Source organism: Clostridium sp. CTA-17 (genome assembly GCF_054767895.1).
This window is the reverse complement of the sequence record NZ_BAAABF010000004.1, coordinates 157,161-180,583: the sequence shown is the minus strand read 5'-3', so window position 1 is coordinate 180,583 and position 23,423 is coordinate 157,161. Positions and strand designations below refer to the sequence as shown.

Genomic DNA, 23,423 nt, shown 5'->3' with positions numbered 1-23,423 from the left:
TTTATATATAAAAAAATCAAAACAATAAAAAATATATTAATAAAAAAATATATATAATAATAATTAAAATAATAATTACTAAAGTAAAAATATAACATAAATAGAAAATTAATAGGTTTTTAAAATAAAATTAACATTTATTTGAGATTAATGCAAAAAAATGTTTTTAAAAGATAAAATTTGGTGTAATATATAAAGAAAGTAATATAGATGTAAACATAGGAGGGGCGCTATGATAAAGAGTATTGATAATATAGAGTTAAAGAAAGAATTAGCATATAATTTAATGAGCGATTTTGAGAATGAAGTTTACAATAAAAATATTATTGAGAGAATTATAAAGAAAATAGAGAAAATTCCTTTCTATGCATATATAGAAAAAGGAAAAGAAATAGGATTTCTTTCAATGAAATCTTTAACTGAAGAATCAGCGGATATCTATTTTATAAAAATATTAGATGAATATAAAGATAAGGGGCTTGAGGAAGAACTTATAAATAATGTAGCAACATTTTATAAAGAAAAAGGTTATAAACTTTTAAGAGTTAAGATATTATTAGATGGTAAACATGATAAATTAATAAATTTTTATAGATCAGTTGGCTTTTTTAAACTAGAAGAAACGGTAGAATCAGGAGACATAGAAAATAAAGTTTTGATTATGATCAGACCATTAATATAGAAGTTATTAATAAGCGTAGATTAGTAATAGTGCTAATTTACGCTTATTTTTTTGTTTATTAACATATAATTTCTAATAAGTTAAAAAACTTGACATATTTCCAAAGTGTAATATAATATTAATGAAAATCATTATCAATTAGGTAAAATTAAATTAGGGGGGAACAAATTAATTTTATAAAAATTTTAAGGGGGATAAACATGTCAAATAAAAATAAAATAATTATAGGATTAGCCTCATTTTTGGTTTTAATTGCTGTAGGTTTTGCTGCTAAATCAAAAATGAATGTGAAAAATAATAGTGTTATGGAGGAAGCTGTTGTTTCTAGTGCCTCTGAGAATAGTGAAGAAGCTAATGAAAAAGATAAAGATATGACTAAAGAAGAAAATTCTAATGATGATACAACTAGCAGTGCATCTAAAAGTGATGAAGATGTAAACGGTGATATTAAAAATAATACAGATAGTAATAAAAAAGATGCCTTAAGTAGTGCATCAAGTAAGAATAATAGTAAATCAAAAATTTCAAGTCAAATAAATTCTAAAGGTATAACTTCAAGTAAAGATAAATCAAATGCAATAAGTAGTGCTTCAATAAAAACTAATACTTCTAAAAATGGATTTGAAGCTATAAGTCAAAGTCAACCTAGTTCTAGCAAAGTAAATAAAAATAATTCAAGTAAAGATGTAATAAGCAGTGCTTCTGTAAAGTCTAATAATTCTAGCAAAACAGATGGAGCTATAAATAAAGATCAGCTTATTTCTAAAAATTCAGATGAAAATAATGTGAAAAAAGATACAGTAAGTAGTGCTTCAGAAAATAATCATGGAACAAATTCAAAAGAAAATAACATAAATAATCAAGTGGTAAGTAAAGTAGAAAATAATAGTGGTAAGGATGCTATTAGTAGTGCCTCTAAAGAAGAAAAACATAATAGTATAAACGATTTAATTAGTAACAATAGTACAAAATCAGGTTCTTTTATAGAAAAAGCTATAAATGAAAAATATACAAAATTAGTTGATTTAGGTTGGGTTAAATATATAGTAGTTACTTTTAATCAAGGAACTATAAATGATTATGATTTATATGTTTTAGATAATGGAAATTACAAACTTATAAATCCAAGTAATGTTGATGACAGTGGAAAAATTGTTAAATGGGAAATAGATAAATTAGGCTACAACACAATAAAGGTTAAAAGTAAGAAAACTGGAGAAGAAGGAACTTATAAGTTTGTAAAGTAAGGGGTGAAGGTAATGAATAAGAAAAAACTAAGTATATTAACAGCTATTATAGCAATATCAGCATGCTCAATTTCAAAAACAGCTAGTGCGGCACCAAGTAAAATACTAACTTTTACTAATATGCCTGTTTGGGATTATCATCAAAGAAATTATGATAAGCATGGAAATCTTAGAATTAGCACTGCAAAAACCACATTTAATTTAAATAATGAGGAAGAAAAAGCTAGTTACATTCCTATGTTTAGGGTGGATGAAGCTGAGGTGAATTCACCAATAAATATTCAATGTGAATTAAAAACTGATGAACAAAAAGATTGGTTTGAAAAAATAAATAAAGTAACTCTTGAGGATGCAACAAAGAATCCAAGTTTAGAGCGAAACTTAGAATTTGAAAAGAGCGGAAATAAAATTATTATTAAGGGAAATCAAAAGGCTTTAGATAATAATAAATTACATAGTATAAAGATATATTCAGAAGGAAAAGATTGGGCTGCAATTTCTGTTAATATAGTACAAGCTGAGCCTATTAAGGTTTTAGTATCTTATCCTATGAATCCTAGAACTGGGGAAGATGTAAGATTTAAGCTTGATAACTTTAATTATGCTATTTTAAATCCAGTTAATAGAGTATTTTTAACACATAACAATGTTAGAAAAGAGCTAGTTAAGTTTAAGGATTATCATGTTATTTCAGATTATCTTACAGTTTATGCTAAAAATGTAGATACTGAAGAAGGAAATCTTTTAGAGCCAGGTAAGTACACTTTAGAAATATATGCTGATGGCTTTAAAAAAGCAGAGAAGGATTTTAAAGTAATTAAAAATGAAGTTATGGCATCAGAGAAGAATAATTATAAGGATAATATTAAAATAAAACCTGTAACTTCAAAGATAACACATAAAGAAATTAAGCCTTCATCTGTAGATACCCTAAGTAGTGCAAGTGTTGGCTCAAGTAAGGGAGCAGATAATTCTGGCTCTGAGGAAACATCAGGTGCAAGTATTATAATGCAAACAAATTTAATTTATAACCATGATTTACTTGCAAATGCTTTAATATTAAATGAATTAGGTCTTGGAACAGAGGAATCAGAGGGAATAGCTAAAAGATTTGAGTTAAATACTATTTCTTGGGATGCAGTAATGAATGAAGATGGAACTCACATAAATGATTTTAGAGATTATCTAAATGCCGTGAAGGATGCAGCTTTAAAAGGTGATTATCTAACTTATGATGAATACATAAAGAATGAAAATAGTAAGGAATATAAGAATAGACCATATAACGTAAAAGAAGTTTTAGAGGATAATCTTTTGGGTGATGCTCAAAACTTTAGAACTGTGCTTGGTTTAGAAACTCCAAGCTTAGAGATTAAGAGTGCAGTTATGGATAAAGATTTAATTCTTGAAAGTAGTGATGAAAGTTATTTAAAAAATATAAAATCCATAACAATAAATGGGGGCATAAAAGAATTAGATAAGAGTTTATACTCTATAAAGGACAATCAATTAATAATAAATAGTAAAGTTGTAAAAGGGGATAAAATAAAGATTTCAATTTCAGCTACTGGTTATAAGGACAAGGTTATTGAGACAAAACTTGAAAAAATCTTAGATGATATAAACCTAAAATTAGAAAAAGAATATAAAACAGGGGAAGATGTAGTAGTTACAGGTTTAAGTGAAGACTTTATTAAAAATATCAATAGTATAAAGTTAGATGGACAACTCCTACTAACTAAAGAACAAGGGGGAAGTTCTGACAATACATACTATGAAATTTCAGAGAATAAATTAACACTTAAATCAGGCTTATTTAAAGAAGATAAAAATTATAAGTTAGAAATAGACTCAAAATATTATGGCAAAAAGGAATTGGAATTTAACATTGCAAAAGGTGATGAAAAAAGTAATGAAAAAACTGAGATTATAGAAGAGAAAAAAGAATTACCTAAAATAAGTGTAAAAATTGATAGCAAATCAACATTTATGAAGAAATATGATATTAAATTCTTAAATTCAGGAGAATGGATAAATAATATAACAGGTGTTTCTGTAAATGGAGTTGAATATAAATCAGGTCTTGTATGGGGAGATTCAAAAGACCGTTATGCTGTATATAAAAGTGATAATAATATAGGAATAGGATATGAAGGCTTTAAACAAAATGAAGATAATATAATAAAAGTTAAAGCTAAGGGTTATAATGATTTTACTTTTATAATATCTAAGGATGGACAAATAGTATTAGATAAAGAAGAAAAAGAAAGTGCTAATATTAAAGAAAAATCAGAAGTAGAAAAAGAGATAGATTTTACTAATAATATAAGCATAAGCAAAGAATCAATACTTATAAAGAAATATAATATTAAATTCTTAAATTCAGAAGAATGGTTAAATAATATAACAGATATTTCAGTAAATGGAGTTTCATATAAATCAGGGCTTTCATGGTGGGAATCAAAAGAACGTTATGCTATATATGAATCTGATAAAACTTTAGCCATAGGATATGAAAGCTTCAATAATGAAGGTGAGAACCTTATTAAGATTAAATCAAAGGGATATAAGGAATATGCATTTATTATTAAGGATGGAAAAATAACTTTAGTTCAGGATGAAAAGAAAGTTGAAAGTGAAGATACAAATAAAGAAGCAATTAAAAATGAGGAAAATAAAAAGGGAGAGAGTAAAGAAGAAATAAAAGAAAAAGAAGAATCTCAAAAGGGAGAAAACAAAGAATCCTCAATAAACAAAGATGAAAATAAAGAAGATGTTAAAGGAAAAGAGAATGGAAAAGTAGAAAATAAGGACGGAAATAAAGAAGAAGCCAAGAAAGTAGAAGAAAAAGTGGAAGTTAAAGAAGAGGATTCTAAGAAAGAAGCAGAGAAGCAAGAAGCAGAAAAAGAAAATAAAGAAGTTGAAGAAAATAAACAGTCTGCTGAGAAAGATTTCTCTGGTAATATTCCAACAATAACTAAAAGCTTTTTTGGTGATAAATACGATCTTAAGTTTTTAGGGGCAGATGAGTGGCTTAAAAATGTAGAGAGTGTTTATGTAAATGATGTTGAATATGAGAAAAAACCTTTAATTTGGGGAGATAGTGCAGGGCGTTACAATATATTAGAGAGCGATAGTACTATAGCCATAGGAATTGGCAATTTCAATAAAGATGAAAACATCATAAAAATCAAATCAAAAGGATATAAAGAATGTACATTTATAATAAAATATGGAAAGATAAGCTTAGTTAAATAGAAATATTTTTGGAAGTTTAATGAAAAATAGTTATAGTTGTGAAGAAAAATAAACTTATTTAAAGATAAGTTTACTTAATTAGATTTAAAAGATGATTTTGCTTAATCAAAGTCATCTTTTAATCTAAATGTGTATTTAAATTTTAAGAGATATTTATTGGAGTCAAAATATATGTTGAAAAAGAGAGCAATTATTATTTTATTAGTTTCTATACTTTCTATGGGATTAATATCTTGTGATAATTCAAAAAAAGTGGAAAACAATAATAAAGAAGTTAATTCCTATGAAAAAACAGAAAAGATTTTAGGTACTGTAGTTAGTGGAGTAGCATATGGAGATAATGCTAAGGAAGCCTTAGAAAAAGCTTTTAATAGAGCAAAGGACATTGAGAATATGATGTCAGTAAATATAGAGAATAGTGAGCTTAGCAAGGTAAATTCTGAAGCTTTTCATAAAAATGTTAAGTTATCAGATGATTTATATTATGTCATAGAAAAATCTATATATTATGCTAATTTAACTGATGGAGCTTTAGATCCAACTATAGGACATGTAATTGATTCTTGGGGAATAGGAACAGAACATGCTAATATACCTGAAAAAACTTTAATTGATAAGTATAAAGATTTAAAAAATTATAAGAATATAGAATTAAATTCTCAAACTAAGGAAATAAGATTTTTAAATGAAAATATAAAATTAGATTTAGGAGCCATTGGAAAAGGATATGCTGGAGATGAAATGAGAAAAGTTTTAAGGGAAGAAGGAATAAATTCAGCATTACTTAATTTAGGGGGAAATGTGGTTGCCTTAGGAAACAAGATAAATAATGAAAATTGGAGCATAGGTATAAGAAATCCTAAGGAAGAGAATGAGATTTCAGCTTCTGTAAAAATTAATGATGAAGTTGTGGTGACATCAGGAAATTATGAAAGATATTTTATAAAAGATGGAGTTAGATATCATCATATATTAGATCCTAGCACTGCTTATCCAGCTGAAAAGGGACTTATAAGTTCAACAATAATCACTAAAAATGGAATAGATGCAGATGCCTTATCAACAGCTACTTATATTTTAGGGGCAGAAAAAGCTAAGAAACTTATTGAAGGATTAGATGGGGTAGAGGCATTATTTATAAAAGATAATATGGACTTCATAGAAACAAGCAACTTGGATAACAAAGGATTTAGGGGGATGTAAATGAATAAAAAAGTTCAAGTGGTAATAATTTTTACGATTTTATTGTTATCTACTTTGTTATGTTTTTTTATACATAATAAAAAGGTTAAAAATCCAGTAGCTAAGATATATAAAGATGGACAACTTATAAAATCTATTGATTTAAGTGAAGTAGAGAAGAGTTATGAAATTAAAATAGGGGATGAAGAGCATTATAATATTCTTCAAGTTAGTAAAACAGGAGTAAAGGTAATTGAGGCTACTTGTCATGATAAAGTTTGTATGGAAACCGGAGAAATACATGATTCTCTTTTACCAATAGCTTGTCTTCCGAATAATTTAATAATAAAAATTGAAGGAGGAGAAGAAAATGAAGTGGATACAAAAACTTATTAAAGGAAAGATGGATATTTATGAATAATATTAATAAAATAGTTAGATTATCAATATTAACCACCATTGCTTTAACTATATTTATGATAGAGCTTCACATTCCTCCTTTGGTACCAATACCTGGGGTTAAGCTTGGATTGGCTAACATAATAACCTTGATAGTATTATATTTATATGGAATTAGAGAAGCTTCAACAGTTCTTATTATAAGAATACTTTTAGGAAGTATGTTTTCTGGACAAGTAGTAAGTTTATTATATAGTTTATCTGGTGGCTTAATGTGCTTATTAGTTATGATCCTTTTAATGAAAATAGTTGGGAAAGAGGGAATATGGTTTGTTAGTGTAGGTGGAGCAATAGCTCATAATATAGGACAAATTATTATAGCTATGATTCTTTTTCAAACAACAAGTGTATTATATTATTTACCAGTTTTAATTTTAAGTGGAGTAATAACAGGAGTATTTACAGGAATGTTAAGCAAATATATGATAACTAATAAAGTTATAAATAGATTAATATCAAATAGTTTGTAGTTTTCTTAGTACATATTTTTAGTAAAGGAGCTGTATCAAAATATATAAAGCTTACAAACATATTCCGAGAATTACTAGATTTCGTTAAGAATTTATAATTATTACTCCGAAGACATTACTAAAACTTCGAAACTTAAGTGAAAGTCCAAATTTTCAATTTGGATTTTTGAACTTATGCAATCGAACTTTGTGAGATTGTATTCCTAAGATACTAAACAGTCTCAGTTTTTTAACGTAATATCTTCTCCATAATAATTTAAATTCTAAAACTCATCCAGATATTCTCTTCATATTGTTTGTAAGCTTTATTAAAAGTTATTTGGATACACGCTAAATATAAAGTAAGATAGTAGATAATTTTCTGTAAAAGAAAAGATTATCTAATCTCTTTAAAGCTAGTTATTTTATTTTGAGAATATTGCAGTACACCATTCATTTGTTTGGAATTTTTTATTTAATTTAAAGCCTTTATTCTCAACTTTTTCTTTAACCCAATCAAAGCTCCACTCAACTAAGCCTGAAACTAGAAGTTTTCCAGTCTTTTCTATGTGTTCTTCAATAAAATCCATAAACATTGCAGTTTCTTCTCCTCCAATATTTATAAATATCCAATCAAATTTTTCATCTAATTTATAATCTTCATGAAGAACATTTCCAACTACTACTTCTATATTTTCTAGTTCATTTAAAGAAGCATTTAAAAGAACTTCATCTTCTACATCTCTTATATCTACTGCTACTATTTTTGAAGCACCTTTTACTCCAGCAGCTATAGAAAGTATTCCAGAACCTGTTCCTAAATCAAGAAGAGATTTTCCTTCAAAATCTTCTTCAACTATGAATTTTAATATATCTTGAGTAGTTTCATGTAATCCAGTTCCAAAGGCACCTTGAGGAGTAAAGAAAATTTCTTTTTTATTTTCAAAGTTATCAGTTGGAGCACATAAAACCCATTGATCATTTAAATGAATTGGATCAATATAAAATTCTTCAAATTCATTTTTTACTTCATCTATTGAAGAAGGACTTTCTTTAAGTAATGAAGAAACTTGAGATTTAAATTTTTCAAAGTCTTCTAGATTACCATCAAAGGCTACTTTTAAATCAACAATAACATTTTCCTTTTCTTTATAGCCATATCCAAACATATCTGTTGTTATGTCTAGTGGAGACTCATAATAAACATTAAATATATCATTGATTTGAAGTAATTCTATTTGTTCATCAACAAGTTCCTTTGGCATTTTATAAGTAATTATAAACATATATATGTATCTCCTTATATTAAGTTTTAATTATGTATAAGAAGATTATAGCATATTAAAATTAGTGAGGAGTTTTATTTAAGATAAGCTTTCAATAAAATAAATATTTACTTTTATAAAGGGACTAATATTAAAATATATTTTGAAGAAAATAAGAAAAGGGAGAGAAAAATTTTAACCGTTTGAGATATTTATAGAAAAAGATTACAATGAAAATATATAGGTTAAATCATTATAGAATTTTAACTTGGAGGAATTTTAATGAAAAAAAATGCGGCTCAAAGGGAGTATAAAAAATTATCAGGTCAAATAAATCAAATAGAAAACATAGTAAGACATTCAAAAGCAGGAGCACTTTTTGAACATGAATCAACCTTAAGAAAAAAAATATTGCAATTAAAAGAGATGAAAGATCAAGGGTTAAAAGGATATGAATCTCTTTATGATAGATATGAAGAATTATTAGAAGAGGTAGGAAAGAGAATTCTAGAAAATTATAATAAGAAAAATGATACTAATTTTGATTTTTATGAAGTCTTAAGAAACAATTACAATGTATTTCTTAATTCAGGAATTATGACTCTTCTTGTAAAACATCATATTCCAGAGTTAATATCTAAGGAGTTTGATGAGAAGTTTCCAGCAAATCCAAAGGATGAATATCTTCATACAAGAAGACTTAAAAGAAAGTTCTATCTGCATTTAGGAGAAACAAACACTGGAAAAACCTATACTGCTATGCAGAGACTTAAAGAGGTTAGAAAAGGTGTATATTTATCTCCTCTTAGAATTTTAGCCTTAGAAAACTTTGAAAGATTAAATAATGAGGGTGTTAAATGTAATCTTCTTACTGGAGAAGAAGAAATATTATTTGAAGATGCAACACATGTATCCTGTACCATAGAAAAAGCTAATATACATGAAAGATATGATGTGGCAGTTATAGATGAAATTCAAATGATAGATGATTCACAAAGAGGGTATGCTTGGACTAGAGCTTTACTTGGTTTATATTGTACTGAAATACATATATGTGGAGCCTTTAATGCTAAGAATATATTAAAAGAAATTATAGAAGATTGTGGAGATGACTATGAGATTATAGAATATCATAGAGATATTCCACTTATTGTAGAAGATGAAAGTTTTCATCCTAAAAATGTTCAAGAAGGAGATGCCTTAGTTTTATTTTCAAAGAAAAAAGTTCTTCAAATGGCTGAGCAATATTCACAGATGGGAATTAAATGCTCCATAATCTATGGAGATTTACCACCAGAGGTTAGAAAAAAGCAGTATGAAGAATTTATAACTGGAAAAAATAAAATTTTAATAACAACTGATGCCATTGGAATGGGAGTTAATCTTCCTATAAAGAGAATTATTTTCTTATCAATAAGCAAATTTGATGGAGAACAAATGAGAGAGTTAACTTCTCAGGAGGTTAAACAAATTGCAGGAAGAGCAGGAAGAAAAGGCATATATGATACTGGATATGTAGCTACCTATAGAGATAATAAGGAATTTATCGAAGAGAGATTAGAGGAAGAGGATATTAGTATAAAAAGAGCAGTTTTAGGACCTTCAGATGCAATATTAGAAATTGATAATCTTCCTTTAAATGAAAAATTAGCTTTATGGAGTACAAAGAAATGTGAAGTTCCATACTACAGAAAAATGGATATAAGTGAATATTTAATAATATTAGAAAGATTAAAATCATATAAACTTCTTGAAGAAATTCAATGGGAGCTTTTAAAAATTCCTTTTGATATATCTAAAGATGACTTAATGAATCAATTTTTAAATTTTGTTGATCAGCTATTTATAAATGATCAAGAAGAACTATTTAAACCTCAATGTTACTCAGGAACTTTATATGACTTAGAAACTTATTATCAAATGGTAAATATGTATTATTCTTTTAGCAAGAGATTTAATTTAAACTTTGACTTAGAGTGGATTGAAAATGAAAGACTTACTGTAAGTGAAGAAATAAACAATATTCTTATGAGAATTTAATAGGTGATTTTATGAGAGTTTTAAATTTAAAAATAACTTTAAGAGCATCTTGGGTACATTCTTTAAAAGAAAAAAGAATGGTGGTTAAGAGTATAGTTCAAAGATTAAAAAATAAATTTAATATTTCTGTAGGAGAAGTTCATGAGCAAGATATTCATCAGATTATAGTTATAGGAATTTCAGCAGTTTGTGGAGATCAAAAGCAAGTTGATTCAACCTTAGAGAATTTAATAGATTTTGTAGAAGAAAATACAGATGCAGAAATTATAAACATAGAAAGTGATAATTATATATTTAAATAAAGTTAAGAAAATAAATTTCAAACTTATAATATATGCTGAAAATGGAAAAGTATATTCCAAAACTATATAAGTATAAGGCTTTTAGGTGAGGGGAAACTAAAATAAAATAAACAAGAGTAGGAGGCGATTAGTATGAATCCATACGAAGCACCAGAAAATAACTATATTTTAGTTATGCCTGACGGAAGTGTAGTAGGCTTTGAAGAAAGTGATATGGCACAGGCATACATAAACAGATATTATCAAGAAAAAATCACTTCTTATTGTGATAAAGTAGATTATTCAGAATATGATATGACAGAGTGGAAATCAACAGAGAATATATGTACAGCTTTAGGAGCATATGAAGGTTTATGTATTTTATATAAGCTAGAAGACCTTATATCTAGTATTCAGCAATCATCAATATTTGAAGATGAAAAAAATGAATTAATAGCAAAATTAAGATGTAGAAATATAGATATAAATATAAATGATTATCAAATTGATGATATATTATCTAATATTGATGGAGTAATATATCAATAAAAGGATTAAAATTAAATTTAATAAAAGAGGCTTGTATCAAAAGCTAATAAAAAACTTACAAATAATATAAAGATAATGCTTTGTAAGTTTTTAAAATTTATTTGATACACGCCTTTTTTTTATTTTGGTAAAGAGTTGATAACAATTAAATTTGAAAAATATAGTAAAATTAATTTAACTATGTGGGTAGAGGAGAAAGATATGGAAGAAAAGATTTTAATAATTGAGGATGAACCAGATATACAAAATATTTTAAGATACTCCTTTATGAAAGAGGGATTTAAAGTTAGATGTGTTGATAAAGGAAGACAAGGTATAGATATCTTTAAAGAATTTAATCCTAGTTTAGTGATTTTAGATTTGATGTTACCTGATATTAGTGGATTTGATGTTTGTAGAGAGTTAAATAAATTAAATGCAAATATTATAATGCTTACAGCTAGAGATGATATTGTGGACAAGGTTCTAGGACTAGAGTTAGGAGCAGATGATTATATAACTAAACCCTTTGATATAAGAGAATGTGTAGCAAGAGTAAAGGTTGCATTAAGAAGAAAAGAGAAATTTTTAAAGGAAAGCAATAAAAGTACAGTTAAAGATGAATTCATAATTGGCCCTATTAAAATAAAAAGGCAGTCAAGAAAGGTTTATTTAAATGAAGAAGAGATAAGATTGAAGCCAAAAGAAATAGAACTATTACTATATTTTTTAGATAATCCTAATATAGCATTATCTAGAGATCAGATATTAGATGGGGTATGGGGAGATGAGTATTTTGGAGATTTTAGAACTGTTGATGTTCATGTAAGAAGACTAAGACAAAAGCTTAATAATGAAGAAATAATAGAAACTATTTTTGGATTAGGATATATGTTTAAAGGTGAAAAACATGAAAGTTAAACATAAATTCTCAGGAGGATTTTTAATAATATTTCTAATTGCCTTTATAATTTTAAACTGTTTTTTAGGTAAAGCTTTTATTAATTATCATGAAAATAAAATTAAAAATGAAATGGATTCTTTATATAAAAGTAGCTACAGTATTTTAAGGTTATATTTTCAAGTAAACAATTTGGAAGGAAACAAGGGAAATTTTAATAGATATATTCCTAAAATATCAAATGATATTAGTGAACAAGGAAAGTGCCAAATTGATGTTTTTAATGAAGCTTTAGAAAAGGAATATAGTTATTATTTAGATGATTTTTCCTTTGATTACGAAAAGGATGGGGGCTATGATGTTTTAAAAGAAGCAAATAAGAATAAGGCTGCATTAAACATTTATAGAGATGAAAATGCTGTTAAAGCATACTTAGCTTTTCCAGTTTATGTTGATGAGAGTTTTTTAGGAAATATACTTTTAAGCAAGGATTATTCAAAGGAATATTTAGAGTTAAGAGATTTAATGAGCAATATAAAATTCATTGTTTCAATAACATTTTTACTTATATTAATTTTCACATATTTTCTTTTTGAGAGAATAATAAATCCTTTAAATTATATAAAAAATTCTTTTAAAAGAATTGGTGATGGTGACTTTAAAATAAACTTAAAAGTTAATTCAAAGGATGAAATAGGAGATTTAGCCTGTGGAGTAAATAAAATGGCAAATAAAATTGAGGAACAAATTGAAAAAATAAATGAAGAAAAGGAAAAGGTTTTAACATTAGAAAAAACTAGAACAGAGTTTTTTAACAATATTACTCACGAGTTAAAAACTCCATTAACTAATATTTCAGGATATGCTCAAATTATGAGTGAAGAAGATTTTAATGATAATGATTTTAGAAAATTTGCTTTAGATAGAATAAACAAGGAAAGCAAAAGAATGCATGAACTTATAGTAAGTTTGATTGAAATTTCAAAAAACAAAAGTGATATAGAAAGTGGAGAAATAGAAAATGTAAACCTAAAAACATTAATAGAGGATTTATGTGAAGATTTTAAAGTTAAGGGAGATAAACAAGGGATATGTATTTCTAATAATTTAGAAGATATTGAGTTTATGTGTAGAGAAGACGAAATAAGGAGAGTTATTATAAATCTTTTAGATAATGCCATAAAGTATTCAATAAAGGGTAGTGAAATAAATATTAGTCTATTTAAAGATAAGGAAGAAAAACATATAGAGATAGAGAATTTTAGTGATGAGATTAGTAGTGAGGGGGTAGAAAAAATATTTGAGCCATTTTATAGAGAGAATACTAAAAAATCTAGAGAGTTAGGGGGAAATGGTTTAGGACTTTATATATGCTCAGAGCTAGTAAAAAAATATGGAGGAGATATTTCCTTTAGCTATTCTAACGGGAAGGTAAAGGTTAGTATTATTTTTAAATAATTTATATATTTAATTTTGGAAATATTTTGGCAATAAGATTTAATTTTTTAGAAAAAACTCCTGTGTAAAATAAAAGCAAATAGTAATTTTATAGAAGATTTTGAAAGGAGTATTTATGAAAAGGGGTAAAATTTTAATTTGGGTTTTAGCTGGGGTTATTACTATAGGACTTTTAATAAGTTCCTTTATAAGTTATAAAGATACTAATAAGTATGGAGGAGATTTATATATACTATCTAATAATGCTGCTGAGGATTCTGAAAATAATAAAATAAAGGTTATTAAAGAGCATGATTTTAAATTAGAAGAAGGACTATATGACTATGAAAGCTTATTAGTTAGGGATGAAAAACTTTATTTAGAAAGCAGAAATAGGGATGGAAAGCTTTTAAAAACAGAGGAAATTATTTTTGAAGGAAATAATTCTAAGCGGGTTGAAGTTGAAAAGCTAAAAGAAGCTCCAAATCTTAGAGATATTGAATTTATACTAGATAACTGTGAGTTTGAAGATTTAGGAAATAGTAAGTGGAAGGTTTTTAGTAAAGATTATGGAAAAGAGGAGATAGTTAATATAGAGAAGTTTAATAAAAATAATTTTGCAGAAGAGACCTTAAAAGAATCAGAAGAATATTATGTTTTAGAAGATTATTTGATTTTTTTTATAAATAGAAGATTTGATTTGGGGGAAGGAATTTGGGATAAAGATGGAGATTATAAAGAAATAAGATGGTATGACTTTAACAATGAACTTTGGGATAGTATTGAAGTACCTAAAGAAGTTTATTTAGATGGAACTTTAATAGGTGTAGTAGATAATAAAGTTTTTATCTTAGGAAATAGTATGAAGGGTGAACAATTTTCAAGTAAAATATATTCTTTAGATTTAAAAGAAAAAGTTTTAAAAGATGAAGTTGATTTATTAGAAGATGGAGGGGAAGCTTACTACGACTTAGCTTTTTTAAATGATGAAAAAATTTTATTTCATTGTGGAAGTAGTGAGGGAGAAAAAGTTAAAATGATAGATTTAAGAAATAAAGTCACCACAGAATTATATAAATCTAATCTAGACGTAGAAAGATTCTTTTTATCTCAGAAAGTAGCTCCTTCAGGAGATAAGATTTTTTATCTTTCTCAAAATGGAGGGAACATGGAGGTTAAGGCTTTAAAGATAGGGAATAACAAAACCATAGCTGAAGGAAAAGTTTATGATTATGAATATAATAAAGCTGATCTTATAAAGGAGTATGGAGAGGATTATATTGATCCAACACCACAGATTTTATGGAGTAATGATGGGAAATATTTAATTATAGGAGAAAAAGAAAAGGGAAGTATAAAAATATCAAATATAAAAGTTTTAGAATTAAGCCAGTAAAATTTGTGAGGGGATTTTATGAAAAAAAGAAAGGTTTTAGGTGGAGTTTTATTTAGTTTAGTACTAATAACATTAATTACTCTAATTATGTTTTTTAGAGAAAATACTATTAGTAAATTTGTAAATTCTGAAACCATAAAAGAATTTACTAGTGAATGTAAGACTAAAAATGAATTGAATTTTAAAGCAGAAGATGAGGAATATTTTCCTTGTGAATTAGTTATTAATGATGAAAAATTATACCTACAAAAAAGAAATGATGATGATAAAGTTGTGGATAAGTATGAAATAGTATTTGAAAAGGATGAAGTTAAAAAAATAAAGTGTAATAATTTAAAAGATGAAAGTATAAGAGATGAAAGTACAAAAGAGGATATAGATGAAAGGGAATATGTTAATGGCTATAAATATGAGGATTTAGGAAATGGAAAAGGGCAGTTTTTTGATTTAGCATATAATAAAGAGTTTAAAGTTGATTTAGACAAATTTAATAAGGATGATATGGCTAAAAAAACTTATGGAGAATATAGTTATAGCAAGATAGTTAAAGATAAAATTTTCTTTTTTATTAGGAGAGATCCAGGAAAAATAAAGTGGTTTTCAGAGGAGCATAGTAGATATAAGGAACTAAGATGGTATGATTTTAATGAAGAAATTTGGGAGAGTGTGAATCTTTCAAAAAATCAACATGTTCAAAGTATTATAGGAATTGTAGATAATAAGATTTATTTAACTGGAACTGAAGAGTGGGGCAGTCAGTATCCAAGTAAAATCTATAGTGTAGATTTAAAGAAAAAGAAAGTAAAAGAAGAAATAAAATTAAAAGATTTATGTATATAAATTAATAAAAAGGACAATATAATAATGTAACGTGGAGGAGATAACTTAAAAATTTCTACCGAAAGTTACATTTTAAAAATTTTAGTGTATGGCAAGGTAAGAATTAATTTTCTTACGGAAGTGGCGTAACTAAAATTTTAGAATATAAATCTTAATCAGAAGAGATAATTACTTTTACTGAACTAAGATTAAATATTCTAATAAAAAGCTCTTTGATGGCTTATAGTAATCTTAGAGTTTTATCTTAAATAAAGGTATTAGGTAATTTAATTTACATGAGTTTGTTTAAATTATTAGGTATTTTTATTTAAGAGAAGGGATAAGTTGTTTGTTTACCAACTTATCCCTTTTTGATTTTAAAGTTATTCTAAAATTAATATTCACTTAAATTAGTGGACAAAATAAATATAGATTAATAAAAATTTTTGCGATGAAAGTTTCAATATTAATTATTTATAAAATAAATTTTAGGTTTATGATATATAATATATTTAATAAATACAAATGAGTAGGTGAAATACATGTCAGTAGATAAAAATAGAATAAATCAAGATTTAAAGTTTATTTGTGAAAATATTAAAAAGTTAGAAATATTAAATAGACTAGGAGAAGAGGAGTTTTTAAAAGATTTTAAAAATGTGGATAGTACAAAGTACTTAATAAGAAGTTCTATTGAAGCTGTTTTAGATTTATCAAACTATGCTGTTATTTCTAATGGATGGGATATGCCAGAGAATATAGAGAAAACTTTTAAAGTTCTTAGTGAAAAAAATATAATAAGAGATTTTGAATTTGAAGAATATATGGAGCTTGTGAATTTAAAGGATAAACTTACCTTTATGTATGCTTCTATAGAAGATGAATTCATATTTAATGAGTTAAAAAAGATAATAATAAAGTTGAAAAATATAAAAAAATCTCTAGATAATTTAAAATAAAATTATATTTAAAATAAATATTGATTTCTAGACAGAGTTAGAATTAACTTAATTTTTTATAGTTTTTATTCTTTATTAAGAAATTTTCTTAGCCTTATCTAGAAATCAATATGAGCTTAAGAGATTTATTTGTTACTTTCTAAGAAGCTCAGAGGTTAATATATATGGATTTTTATATCTATTCTTCTTTTTAGTTTTATTTCCTATATTTATACACTTATGAGGACAGTTATTTATACATCCCATACAATCACAACAATTTCCTTTCCATTTAGGGCGTTCATCTATAATTTCTATATTTTTATTTGGGCAGATTTTAGCACAAATTCCACAAGCAGTACAAAATTCATTGGTGTTAAAATTCTTATCTTTATTTTTAAAACCATCTTTCCAAAGTTTATATAAAAGTAAATTAATTCTAGTATGTTTTTCCTTTAAATTTTTAGATTCTTTATTTAGTATTGAGAGAGTAAAATTTTCTATTTTAAACTTGTTTGAATCAATTACTTTTTTTGCATCTTCTCCCACCTTAGGATTTCTACCCATTCTTATATAATTTGAGTTCAGTAAAAACTTTTCGCCATTAGATAAACTTAAGTTCTTAGGATAAAGTAATTCATTTATCATGGAGAAGGTTATGCCTTTTCCGCCACCAGTACATTCAGCTGCAAAAATATATGAATCTTTATTTAATTGCAATTTAGAGATAAATTCACTTACCATAGGAGGAAGGCCTCCAGCATAAATAGGATATACAAAGCCTATAGTTTCTGCTTCATATTTAAACTCTTTTTTATAGAAAGCATCTACTATGGAGATTATTTCTGCATCCCTTAGATGTTTAGCTATTTCCTTAGCCGTGTAAAGTGAATTACCTGAGGTTGAAAAATAAAATATTAAATTTTTCTTCATATAATACCCATCCTTATTAAAAAATAATTCATTATATTCATTTTAATATTAAAAATACATAATTTCTATATAAAGGCTAAATATAATTAATACGAAATAAAAATCAAAGTTGACAATTTTGATGGGAATTAATATAATTGGAACTATATTAAAATGGAAAGAGGTTAATCTAATGAAGAAAAAATTAATGTTATTATTTCTAACAATAAGTATTTTAATGATGGTATTAGTTGGTTGTAGCACTAATAGCAATAACATTCAAAAAAATAGCACTAATAAAGAAAAAATAACAGTAGCAACTTCAGGAACATATTATCCATTTACTTTTCTAGAGGGTGGAGAACTTAAGGGGTTTGAAGTTGATGTATGGAATGAAATAGGAAAGAGATTAGGGTATGATGTTGAGTTTAAAACAGCTTCTTTCAGTGGATTATTTGGAATGCTTGAAAGTGGAAAGGTTAATACAATAGCTAACCAAATAACTGTAACTCCAGAAAGAGAAGAAAAGTATTATTTCTCAGAGCCATATGTATATAGTGGGGCTCAAATAATAGTTAAAAAAGGCAATGATTCCATTAAATCTTTTGAAGATTTAAAGGGCAAAAAAGTTGGAGTTGACCTTGGAAGTAACTATGAGCAAATAGTTAAGGATAAAGATAAAAATAATGAGATAAAAATATTAACTTATCAAAATACAGATGCTGCTTTCAATGAGCTTTTACTTGGAAGAATAGATGCTGTAGTAATAGATAGGGTGTCAGCTATAGCTGCCATAAAAGAAAAAGATTTAAATTTACAATTGGCTGGAGAACCAATAGATAAAATAGAAAATGCCTATCCATTTGTTAAGGATGAAAAAGGCAAAGATATATCAGAAAATGTTAATAAAGCCTTAGATGAAATGAAGAAAGATGGAACTCTTAAAGCTATTTCTGAAAAATGGTTAGGAATGAATGTAAGTGTTCCTAATAACCAAGAAAATAGTAATAATATTATAGATAATAATAAAAATAATAGTATAGGTTTTGATTTTATGTACTCATTAGATTTAATACCTATGTTATTAAAGGCTATTAATGTAACTATATCTTTATCAGTATTTGGTATGATATTAGGATTAATAGTTGGTATAGCTCTTGCTATGATAAGAGTTTATAAAATTCCTGTACTAAAGCAAATAGCTGAGGTTTACATATCATTCTTTAGAGGAACACCTCTTTTAGTACAATTATTTTTACTTTATTTTGGTGTGCCACAGGTAATACCTTCACTTCAAAATATGAGTGCATTTACTGCGGCATTAATAGGTTTAGGACTTAATGCATCAGCTTACATAGCAGAAATATTAAGATCATCAATAGATGCTATAGATAAAGGGCAAATGGAAGCATGTTTATCATTAGGTATGACAAGGGCTCAAGCTTTAAAAAGAGTAGTTTTACCACAAGCATTTAGAATAGCAATACCTCCTTTAGGTAATATATTTGTAGATACAGTAAAAGGATCTTCATTAGCATTTACTTTAGGAGTTGTGGAATTATTAGCTAAGGCTCAAATGGAGGCAGCAGCTAGTTATAAATTCTTTGAAAGTTATGTGGTAGTTGCAATTATGTACTGGATAATCATAGGCTTCTTTAATTACCTACAAAAGATTTTAGAGAAAAAACTTTCAGTTTATTAATATGGGAGGAGAGAAGTCATGATAAAGGTTAAAAATCTTAAAAAGAGCTATAAAAATTTAGAAGTTTTAAAAGATGTTAACATAGAAGTTAAACAGGGTGAGGTAGTTGTTATAATAGGACCTTCAGGGTCAGGTAAGTCAACTTTCCTAAGATGTTTAAATTATTTAGAATCACCAGATAAGGGAGAAATCCAAGTTGGTGATGTGAAAGTAAATGCTGAAAAAATAAGTAAAAAAGAAATTAATGATTTAAGAAAACAATCAGCAATGGTATTTCAGCATTATAATTTATTCAACAACAAAACAGTTCTACAAAATGTTACGGAAGCATTGATTGTAGTAGAAAAAATGGATAAGAAAAAGGCAGAAGAAATTGCTTTAGAAAATTTAAAGAAGGTAGGTATGGTTGATAAAAAAGATAATTATCCAAATACCTTGTCAGGAGGACAAAAACAAAGAGTTAGTATAGCAAGAGCTATGGCTGTAAATCCCAATGTTACCCTTTTTGATGAACCTACATCGGCATTAGATCCAGAATTAGTAGCAGAAGTATTAGCTGTTATAAAAGATTTAGCTAAGGAACATAAAACAATGATAATAGTTACCCATGAAATGAGTTTTGCAAGGGATGTGGCAGATAGAGTTATATTTATGGATGGAGGAATAGTTTTAGAAGAAGGTACTCCAGAGGAAATTTTTAAAAATCCTAAAAATAAAAGGACAAAACAGTTTCTTGAAAGATTTATAGTTAATTAAAAAAACTATAGTGGTATAGGTTAATTTTCTATACCACTATAGTTTTTTATTTTATTTCTTTAAATAATTCAAATGCTTTACTTTTAGCTTCTTCTAATATCTCATTACCTTCTGATGTAATACTATAATATTTTCTTATTTTACCATATATTAATCTATCTTTTCTTAATAGTAAACCATCTCTCTCCATATTATGAAGTATTGGATATAAAGTTCCTGGACTCATAGAATATCCATGTTCCCTAAGTTCTTCAATCATTTTTGATCCGAAAAAAGGTTCAACTTTTGCATGGTGTAATATATGGATATGTATAAAACCTAAAAATAATTTTCTTAAAACTTTTTCTTGCATGGGGTCATCTCCTATAACAAATAAATATATATATAAATACGATATCGAAAATAGATTGCTGTTAATGCTTTCTATTATATTATACTCCTTAATTCTTTCAAATCAAAAGATTAATATATGGTATTATGCTTAAAATTTAATGTAAAATGGTCTTGTAGTTTAATTAGATTATATAAAGTTAACTATAAGGAGTATTTGTTATAAATAGTTAAAATATTGATTAAAAGGTAGGGTTATACTAGGGAAAAGAATGAAATTAGGAAATAAAAATTATTTAATTTTAAGTATGTATAGAAGCTTTTTTAGAGAAATTTTTTATATAAAGTTTTTAAATAAAAAAAGAATGCATAAGCATTCTTTTTTATTGTTTCTTATTCATTATAGCATTTCTTATTTTTTTGAATTGTGGGAAAGCTTTTTTATAAAGTGTGTATATTCCATTATCAACAACAATATCAAACTCTCCTATAAATTCTACGAAGTTTCCGTTAAATCCTTTTTTGAATTTATAAAGTCCATATAGTGGATTTTCAGGATTTAAGTCTCCAGAAACACCTCTAAAGTCATATACATCACAACCTAGATCAATAGAGTCACAAATCATTGACCATTGCATAGCAAAGTTAGGCATTGTATCTCTTAATATATTTTCTGAAGCTCCGTAAAGATACCATGCTTTGTTTCCGTAGTATAAGTATATTGATCCTGAAAGATATATTTCTTGACCTTTGAAAGGTTCTATATCAGATATTTTCTTTTTAAATCCTTCTATTTGTCTTTCAGCTTCTTTAAGTCTCTTATCTTGGTCATTTAATTTCTTTTCAATTCTTGATTTCTTATCTTCATCAGTTTCAGCATCAAGCTTTACTTTAAGTTCTTCTATTTTGTTAATAGCCTTAGTTTTAGCTTCTTCTTGCTTGTTTAATTTTTCTGATAATCTGTTGAAGTCATTTTCGTAGCTATACTTAACCATGTATAATCTACAATGTGGATATAAGTAATCTATCATGTCCTTAAAATATTCTCTATGTCTTACTAAGAAGTTATCTCTCTTACCAGTTGTAACCATGATTTCATGGAATCTGTCTAATACATCTTCATTTAAAGTTTCTTTATCATAAACTTCAACTGATAATCCTCTTTCCTCAGCAACTTTTATATTATATCTAGTTTTACTAGAGAATTTTTTAAATACAGCCTTCTTAATATCCATTTTATTCCCTTCAGTTGGAAGTGGAAGTCTAAATACAAAGTTTGGTTGTATAGCTTCAAAGTTTTTACTATCTGTGTTTTTGTAACCTAAACTCTTAAGGAAGTTCTTTATTTCAGTACCTTCTGAAAGAGCCTCTTCATTTTCTTTTAAATGGATATCTGGATCTATTGTTATAAAGCTTATATTATTCTTTTTAGCAAACTCTCTTAGATATTCAGTAAATTCTATTAGTAATTTTTTATTGTTGTAGTCACATGTAAAACTTCTTGGAATATATCCCATATATTTATTTATGTATGGTGCTTTTCTTAAAAGTATAGTAGCTGTGATAACCATATTATTATCATTATCATATCCTGCTATAAATTTCTTCTTCCAATCTTTTTTTAATTCAGCCCAATAAGATGTTTGGAATATGTGACCCTTTCTATCAGATTCATTAAATTTATCAATTTCTGATGAATTTATTTCTACAAATTTATACAATTTAGTTTCCTCCTTAAACTTCATCAGTTCTAAACATATATATACATTAAGACATAATAAGTATATTGTAATATGAAATAATTTTCTGTTCAAGTGTAACATTGCTATTATACAGGAATATTAGGGCTTTATGTAAGCTTTGTAAAAAATAAAGATGCCATATCAAAAGCTAATAATAAAACTTACAAATGTATCAGGAAATTACTAGAGATTTCTTAATACTATTTGCAAGTTTTATTAAAAGTTATTTTGATATAACATCTTTTTTAAGCTTGTGAACTCTTGGTTTCTAAACTTTCTAAAAGATTTTTATTTAAAAACATTATTAAATAAGATACTATGCTTGCCATAAAAATTACTGTTGTTCCAGGACTAATTTCAAATAGCATAAGTGAAAATAAAAATATAACTATATTTCCAATAGAAACTACTGGTTTAGTAAATGTTAAAATTACACTAGCTCTTAAAATATCCATTGAACCCATAGAAAATCTTGAGATTAATACAAAAATATATGTTGTAGTTAATAGTGTTAATACCATTAATACTATAAACACACAAGTAAGAGGTAAACTGTAGTAAACAGTTGAAAATATTCTTAAGTTAAAACTTAAAAGGAATATTAAAAATAATTCTCCACACCATATTAAGGTAGATTGTTTCCAATTATATTTTAAACCCTTAATAAAGTCGCTAAATAAATCTAAATCTTTGTATTTTACTAATTTTCTCATACAGTAAAGTAGTGCTGTAAAACTTGCTCCAAAAGGAATTAGAGAAACTAAAAATAAAGGTAAATATGTTGTTATATTACTAAGTCCTACAAACAAGAAGAACAAGATTACAGGTATATTTAATATAGAAAAAAATATATTAAGCATAAAAAACCAAAAGATATAATTAAAAAAATTAAGTAGTTTTTCAAGATTAAAAAATTCACTCATTTTTATCACTCCATAAAATAATGTAATGGTTTAACTAATTTGTAATTATAGTTTAAGATAATTAGAAGGTAAAAACAATTTAAATATGCATTAAATTTAAATGAAACCATAAAAAATGCATAAAAACAATAAAATATCATAATTTGATAAGCTTTTCAGATAGGGTAGAATATGAT

The 23,423-nt window shown here is 26.2% G+C and carries 21 protein-coding genes; 16 read left to right on the top strand and 5 right to left on the bottom strand.

All coding sequences use genetic code 11. The annotated features are described in order from the left end of the window. Positions 1-232: 232 nt before the first annotated feature. From ACYUCG_RS08955 to ACYUCG_RS08930, 6 genes are all read left to right on the top strand, one after another. Positions 233-682 (top strand): GNAT family N-acetyltransferase, encoded by a 450-nt coding sequence (locus tag ACYUCG_RS08955; protein ID WP_060794691.1) that lies wholly within the window; start codon positions 233-235, stop codon positions 680-682. Between the two features lie 200 nt (positions 683-882). Further along, positions 883-1,929 carry a hypothetical protein gene (locus ACYUCG_RS08950; protein ID WP_460268463.1) on the top strand — a complete coding sequence of 349 codons (1,047 nt, stop codon included), beginning with the start codon at positions 883-885 and terminating at the stop codon, positions 1,927-1,929. A gap of 12 nt (positions 1,930-1,941) precedes the next feature. Next, positions 1,942-5,187 (top strand): hemoblobin-interacting domain-containing protein, encoded by a 3,246-nt coding sequence (locus tag ACYUCG_RS08945; RefSeq protein WP_460268462.1) that lies wholly within the window; start codon positions 1,942-1,944, stop codon positions 5,185-5,187. Positions 5,188-5,358: 171 nt separating this feature from the next. Next, positions 5,359-6,390, top strand: coding sequence for an FAD:protein FMN transferase (locus ACYUCG_RS08940; protein ID WP_415318995.1), 1,032 nt, complete (start codon positions 5,359-5,361; stop codon positions 6,388-6,390). Continuing rightward, positions 6,391-6,765 (top strand): NusG domain II-containing protein, encoded by a 375-nt coding sequence (locus ACYUCG_RS08935; protein WP_003463119.1) that lies wholly within the window; start codon positions 6,391-6,393, stop codon positions 6,763-6,765. Between the two features lie 17 nt (positions 6,766-6,782). Beyond that, on the top strand, positions 6,783-7,298 hold the full coding sequence (locus ACYUCG_RS08930) for a Gx transporter family protein (RefSeq protein ID WP_003482066.1): 516 nt from the start codon (positions 6,783-6,785) through the stop codon (positions 7,296-7,298). Between the two features lie 404 nt (positions 7,299-7,702). On the opposite strand, the gene ACYUCG_RS08925 is transcribed toward ACYUCG_RS08930, so the two are convergent. Continuing rightward, a complete protein-coding gene (locus ACYUCG_RS08925; RefSeq protein ID WP_208337523.1) occupies positions 7,703-8,563 on the bottom strand; it encodes a 50S ribosomal protein L11 methyltransferase in 861 nt (286 codons plus the stop codon). Between the two features lie 261 nt (positions 8,564-8,824). Here ACYUCG_RS08925 and ACYUCG_RS08920 point away from each other — a divergent pair, with 261 nt between their 5' ends. The 8 genes from ACYUCG_RS08920 (at position 8,825) to ACYUCG_RS08885 (ending at position 16,903) form a co-directional block, all read left to right on the top strand. Further along, a complete protein-coding gene (locus ACYUCG_RS08920) occupies positions 8,825-10,582 on the top strand; it encodes an SUV3 family DEAD/DEAH box RNA helicase (RefSeq protein WP_003451399.1) in 1,758 nt (585 codons plus the stop codon). Between the two features lie 11 nt (positions 10,583-10,593). Next, positions 10,594-10,884, top strand: a complete 291-nt coding sequence (locus ACYUCG_RS08915; protein ID WP_208337521.1) for a DUF503 domain-containing protein — start codon at positions 10,594-10,596, stop codon at positions 10,882-10,884. Positions 10,885-11,016: 132 nt separating this feature from the next. After that, positions 11,017-11,412 carry a hypothetical protein gene (locus tag ACYUCG_RS08910; protein WP_003482062.1) on the top strand — a complete coding sequence of 132 codons (396 nt, stop codon included), beginning with the start codon at positions 11,017-11,019 and terminating at the stop codon, positions 11,410-11,412. A gap of 201 nt (positions 11,413-11,613) precedes the next feature. Continuing rightward, on the top strand, positions 11,614-12,312 hold the full coding sequence (locus ACYUCG_RS08905) for a response regulator transcription factor (protein ID WP_025647521.1): 699 nt from the start codon (positions 11,614-11,616) through the stop codon (positions 12,310-12,312). Beyond that, entirely contained in the window at positions 12,302-13,750 is a 1,449-nt protein-coding gene (locus tag ACYUCG_RS08900) for a sensor histidine kinase (RefSeq protein ID WP_208337520.1), read from the top strand. Before ACYUCG_RS08905 ends, ACYUCG_RS08900 begins: the two co-directional genes overlap by 11 nt. A gap of 115 nt (positions 13,751-13,865) precedes the next feature. Further along, a complete protein-coding gene (locus ACYUCG_RS08895; protein WP_460268461.1) occupies positions 13,866-15,125 on the top strand; it encodes a hypothetical protein in 1,260 nt (419 codons plus the stop codon). Between the two features lie 18 nt (positions 15,126-15,143). Beyond that, positions 15,144-15,965, top strand: coding sequence for a hypothetical protein (locus tag ACYUCG_RS08890; RefSeq protein ID WP_208337519.1), 822 nt, complete (start codon positions 15,144-15,146; stop codon positions 15,963-15,965). Between the two features lie 521 nt (positions 15,966-16,486). Continuing rightward, positions 16,487-16,903 carry a DUF86 domain-containing protein gene (locus tag ACYUCG_RS08885; protein ID WP_060794701.1) on the top strand — a complete coding sequence of 139 codons (417 nt, stop codon included), beginning with the start codon at positions 16,487-16,489 and terminating at the stop codon, positions 16,901-16,903. A gap of 132 nt (positions 16,904-17,035) precedes the next feature. On the opposite strand, the gene ACYUCG_RS08880 is transcribed toward ACYUCG_RS08885, so the two are convergent. Next, positions 17,036-17,815 carry an EFR1 family ferrodoxin gene (locus ACYUCG_RS08880; RefSeq protein WP_283678176.1) on the bottom strand — a complete coding sequence of 260 codons (780 nt, stop codon included), beginning with the start codon at positions 17,813-17,815 and terminating at the stop codon, positions 17,036-17,038. A 172-nt stretch (positions 17,816-17,987) separates the two neighbouring features. Here ACYUCG_RS08880 and ACYUCG_RS08875 point away from each other — a divergent pair, with 172 nt between their 5' ends. Further along, positions 17,988-19,496, top strand: coding sequence for an ABC transporter permease subunit (locus ACYUCG_RS08875; protein ID WP_240298700.1), 1,509 nt, complete (start codon positions 17,988-17,990; stop codon positions 19,494-19,496). A gap of 18 nt (positions 19,497-19,514) precedes the next feature. Beyond that, a complete protein-coding gene (locus ACYUCG_RS08870; RefSeq protein ID WP_142710471.1) occupies positions 19,515-20,252 on the top strand; it encodes an amino acid ABC transporter ATP-binding protein in 738 nt (245 codons plus the stop codon). Between the two features lie 46 nt (positions 20,253-20,298). Here the strand turns inward: ACYUCG_RS08870 and ACYUCG_RS08865 are convergent, their stop codons facing one another. From ACYUCG_RS08865 to ACYUCG_RS08855, 3 genes are all read right to left on the bottom strand, one after another. After that, positions 20,299-20,604, bottom strand: coding sequence for a PadR family transcriptional regulator (locus ACYUCG_RS08865; RefSeq protein WP_460268460.1), 306 nt, complete (start codon positions 20,602-20,604; stop codon positions 20,299-20,301). A gap of 361 nt (positions 20,605-20,965) precedes the next feature. Beyond that, positions 20,966-22,303 carry a lipid II:glycine glycyltransferase FemX gene (locus ACYUCG_RS08860; protein WP_003471016.1) on the bottom strand — a complete coding sequence of 446 codons (1,338 nt, stop codon included), beginning with the start codon at positions 22,301-22,303 and terminating at the stop codon, positions 20,966-20,968. A 266-nt stretch (positions 22,304-22,569) separates the two neighbouring features. Then, positions 22,570-23,247 carry a DUF624 domain-containing protein gene (locus ACYUCG_RS08855; RefSeq protein WP_283704763.1) on the bottom strand — a complete coding sequence of 226 codons (678 nt, stop codon included), beginning with the start codon at positions 23,245-23,247 and terminating at the stop codon, positions 22,570-22,572. Positions 23,248-23,423 lie beyond the last annotated feature (176 nt).

Bases quoted from the DNA above. Each gene is read 5' to 3' on its own strand.
- ACYUCG_RS08915 (WP_208337521.1), top strand. From the start codon at position 10,594: ATGAGAGTTTTAAATTTAAAAATAACTTTAAGAGCATCTTGGGTACAT.
- ACYUCG_RS08870 (WP_142710471.1), top strand. From the start codon at position 19,515: ATGATAAAGGTTAAAAATCTTAAAAAGAGCTATAAAAATTTAGAAGTT.
- ACYUCG_RS08865 (WP_460268460.1), bottom strand. From the start codon at position 20,604: ATGCAAGAAAAAGTTTTAAGAAAATTATTTTTAGGTTTTATACATATC.
- ACYUCG_RS08955 (WP_060794691.1), top strand. From the start codon at position 233: ATGATAAAGAGTATTGATAATATAGAGTTAAAGAAAGAATTAGCATAT.
- ACYUCG_RS08890 (WP_208337519.1), top strand. From the start codon at position 15,144: ATGAAAAAAAGAAAGGTTTTAGGTGGAGTTTTATTTAGTTTAGTACTA.
- ACYUCG_RS08945 (WP_460268462.1), top strand. From the start codon at position 1,942: ATGAATAAGAAAAAACTAAGTATATTAACAGCTATTATAGCAATATCA.
- ACYUCG_RS08925 (WP_208337523.1), bottom strand. From the start codon at position 8,563: ATGTTTATAATTACTTATAAAATGCCAAAGGAACTTGTTGATGAACAA.
- ACYUCG_RS08905 (WP_025647521.1), top strand. From the start codon at position 11,614: ATGGAAGAAAAGATTTTAATAATTGAGGATGAACCAGATATACAAAAT.
- ACYUCG_RS08950 (WP_460268463.1), top strand. From the start codon at position 883: ATGTCAAATAAAAATAAAATAATTATAGGATTAGCCTCATTTTTGGTT.
- ACYUCG_RS08900 (WP_208337520.1), top strand. From the start codon at position 12,302: ATGAAAGTTAAACATAAATTCTCAGGAGGATTTTTAATAATATTTCTA.
- ACYUCG_RS08880 (WP_283678176.1), bottom strand. From the start codon at position 17,815: ATGAAGAAAAATTTAATATTTTATTTTTCAACCTCAGGTAATTCACTT.
- ACYUCG_RS08910 (WP_003482062.1), top strand. From the start codon at position 11,017: ATGAATCCATACGAAGCACCAGAAAATAACTATATTTTAGTTATGCCT.
- ACYUCG_RS08875 (WP_240298700.1), top strand. From the start codon at position 17,988: ATGAAGAAAAAATTAATGTTATTATTTCTAACAATAAGTATTTTAATG.
- ACYUCG_RS08920 (WP_003451399.1), top strand. From the start codon at position 8,825: ATGAAAAAAAATGCGGCTCAAAGGGAGTATAAAAAATTATCAGGTCAA.
- ACYUCG_RS08940 (WP_415318995.1), top strand. From the start codon at position 5,359: ATGTTGAAAAAGAGAGCAATTATTATTTTATTAGTTTCTATACTTTCT.
- ACYUCG_RS08935 (WP_003463119.1), top strand. From the start codon at position 6,391: ATGAATAAAAAAGTTCAAGTGGTAATAATTTTTACGATTTTATTGTTA.
- ACYUCG_RS08855 (WP_283704763.1), bottom strand. From the start codon at position 23,247: ATGAGTGAATTTTTTAATCTTGAAAAACTACTTAATTTTTTTAATTAT.
- ACYUCG_RS08895 (WP_460268461.1), top strand. From the start codon at position 13,866: ATGAAAAGGGGTAAAATTTTAATTTGGGTTTTAGCTGGGGTTATTACT.
- ACYUCG_RS08885 (WP_060794701.1), top strand. From the start codon at position 16,487: ATGTCAGTAGATAAAAATAGAATAAATCAAGATTTAAAGTTTATTTGT.
- ACYUCG_RS08930 (WP_003482066.1), top strand. From the start codon at position 6,783: ATGAATAATATTAATAAAATAGTTAGATTATCAATATTAACCACCATT.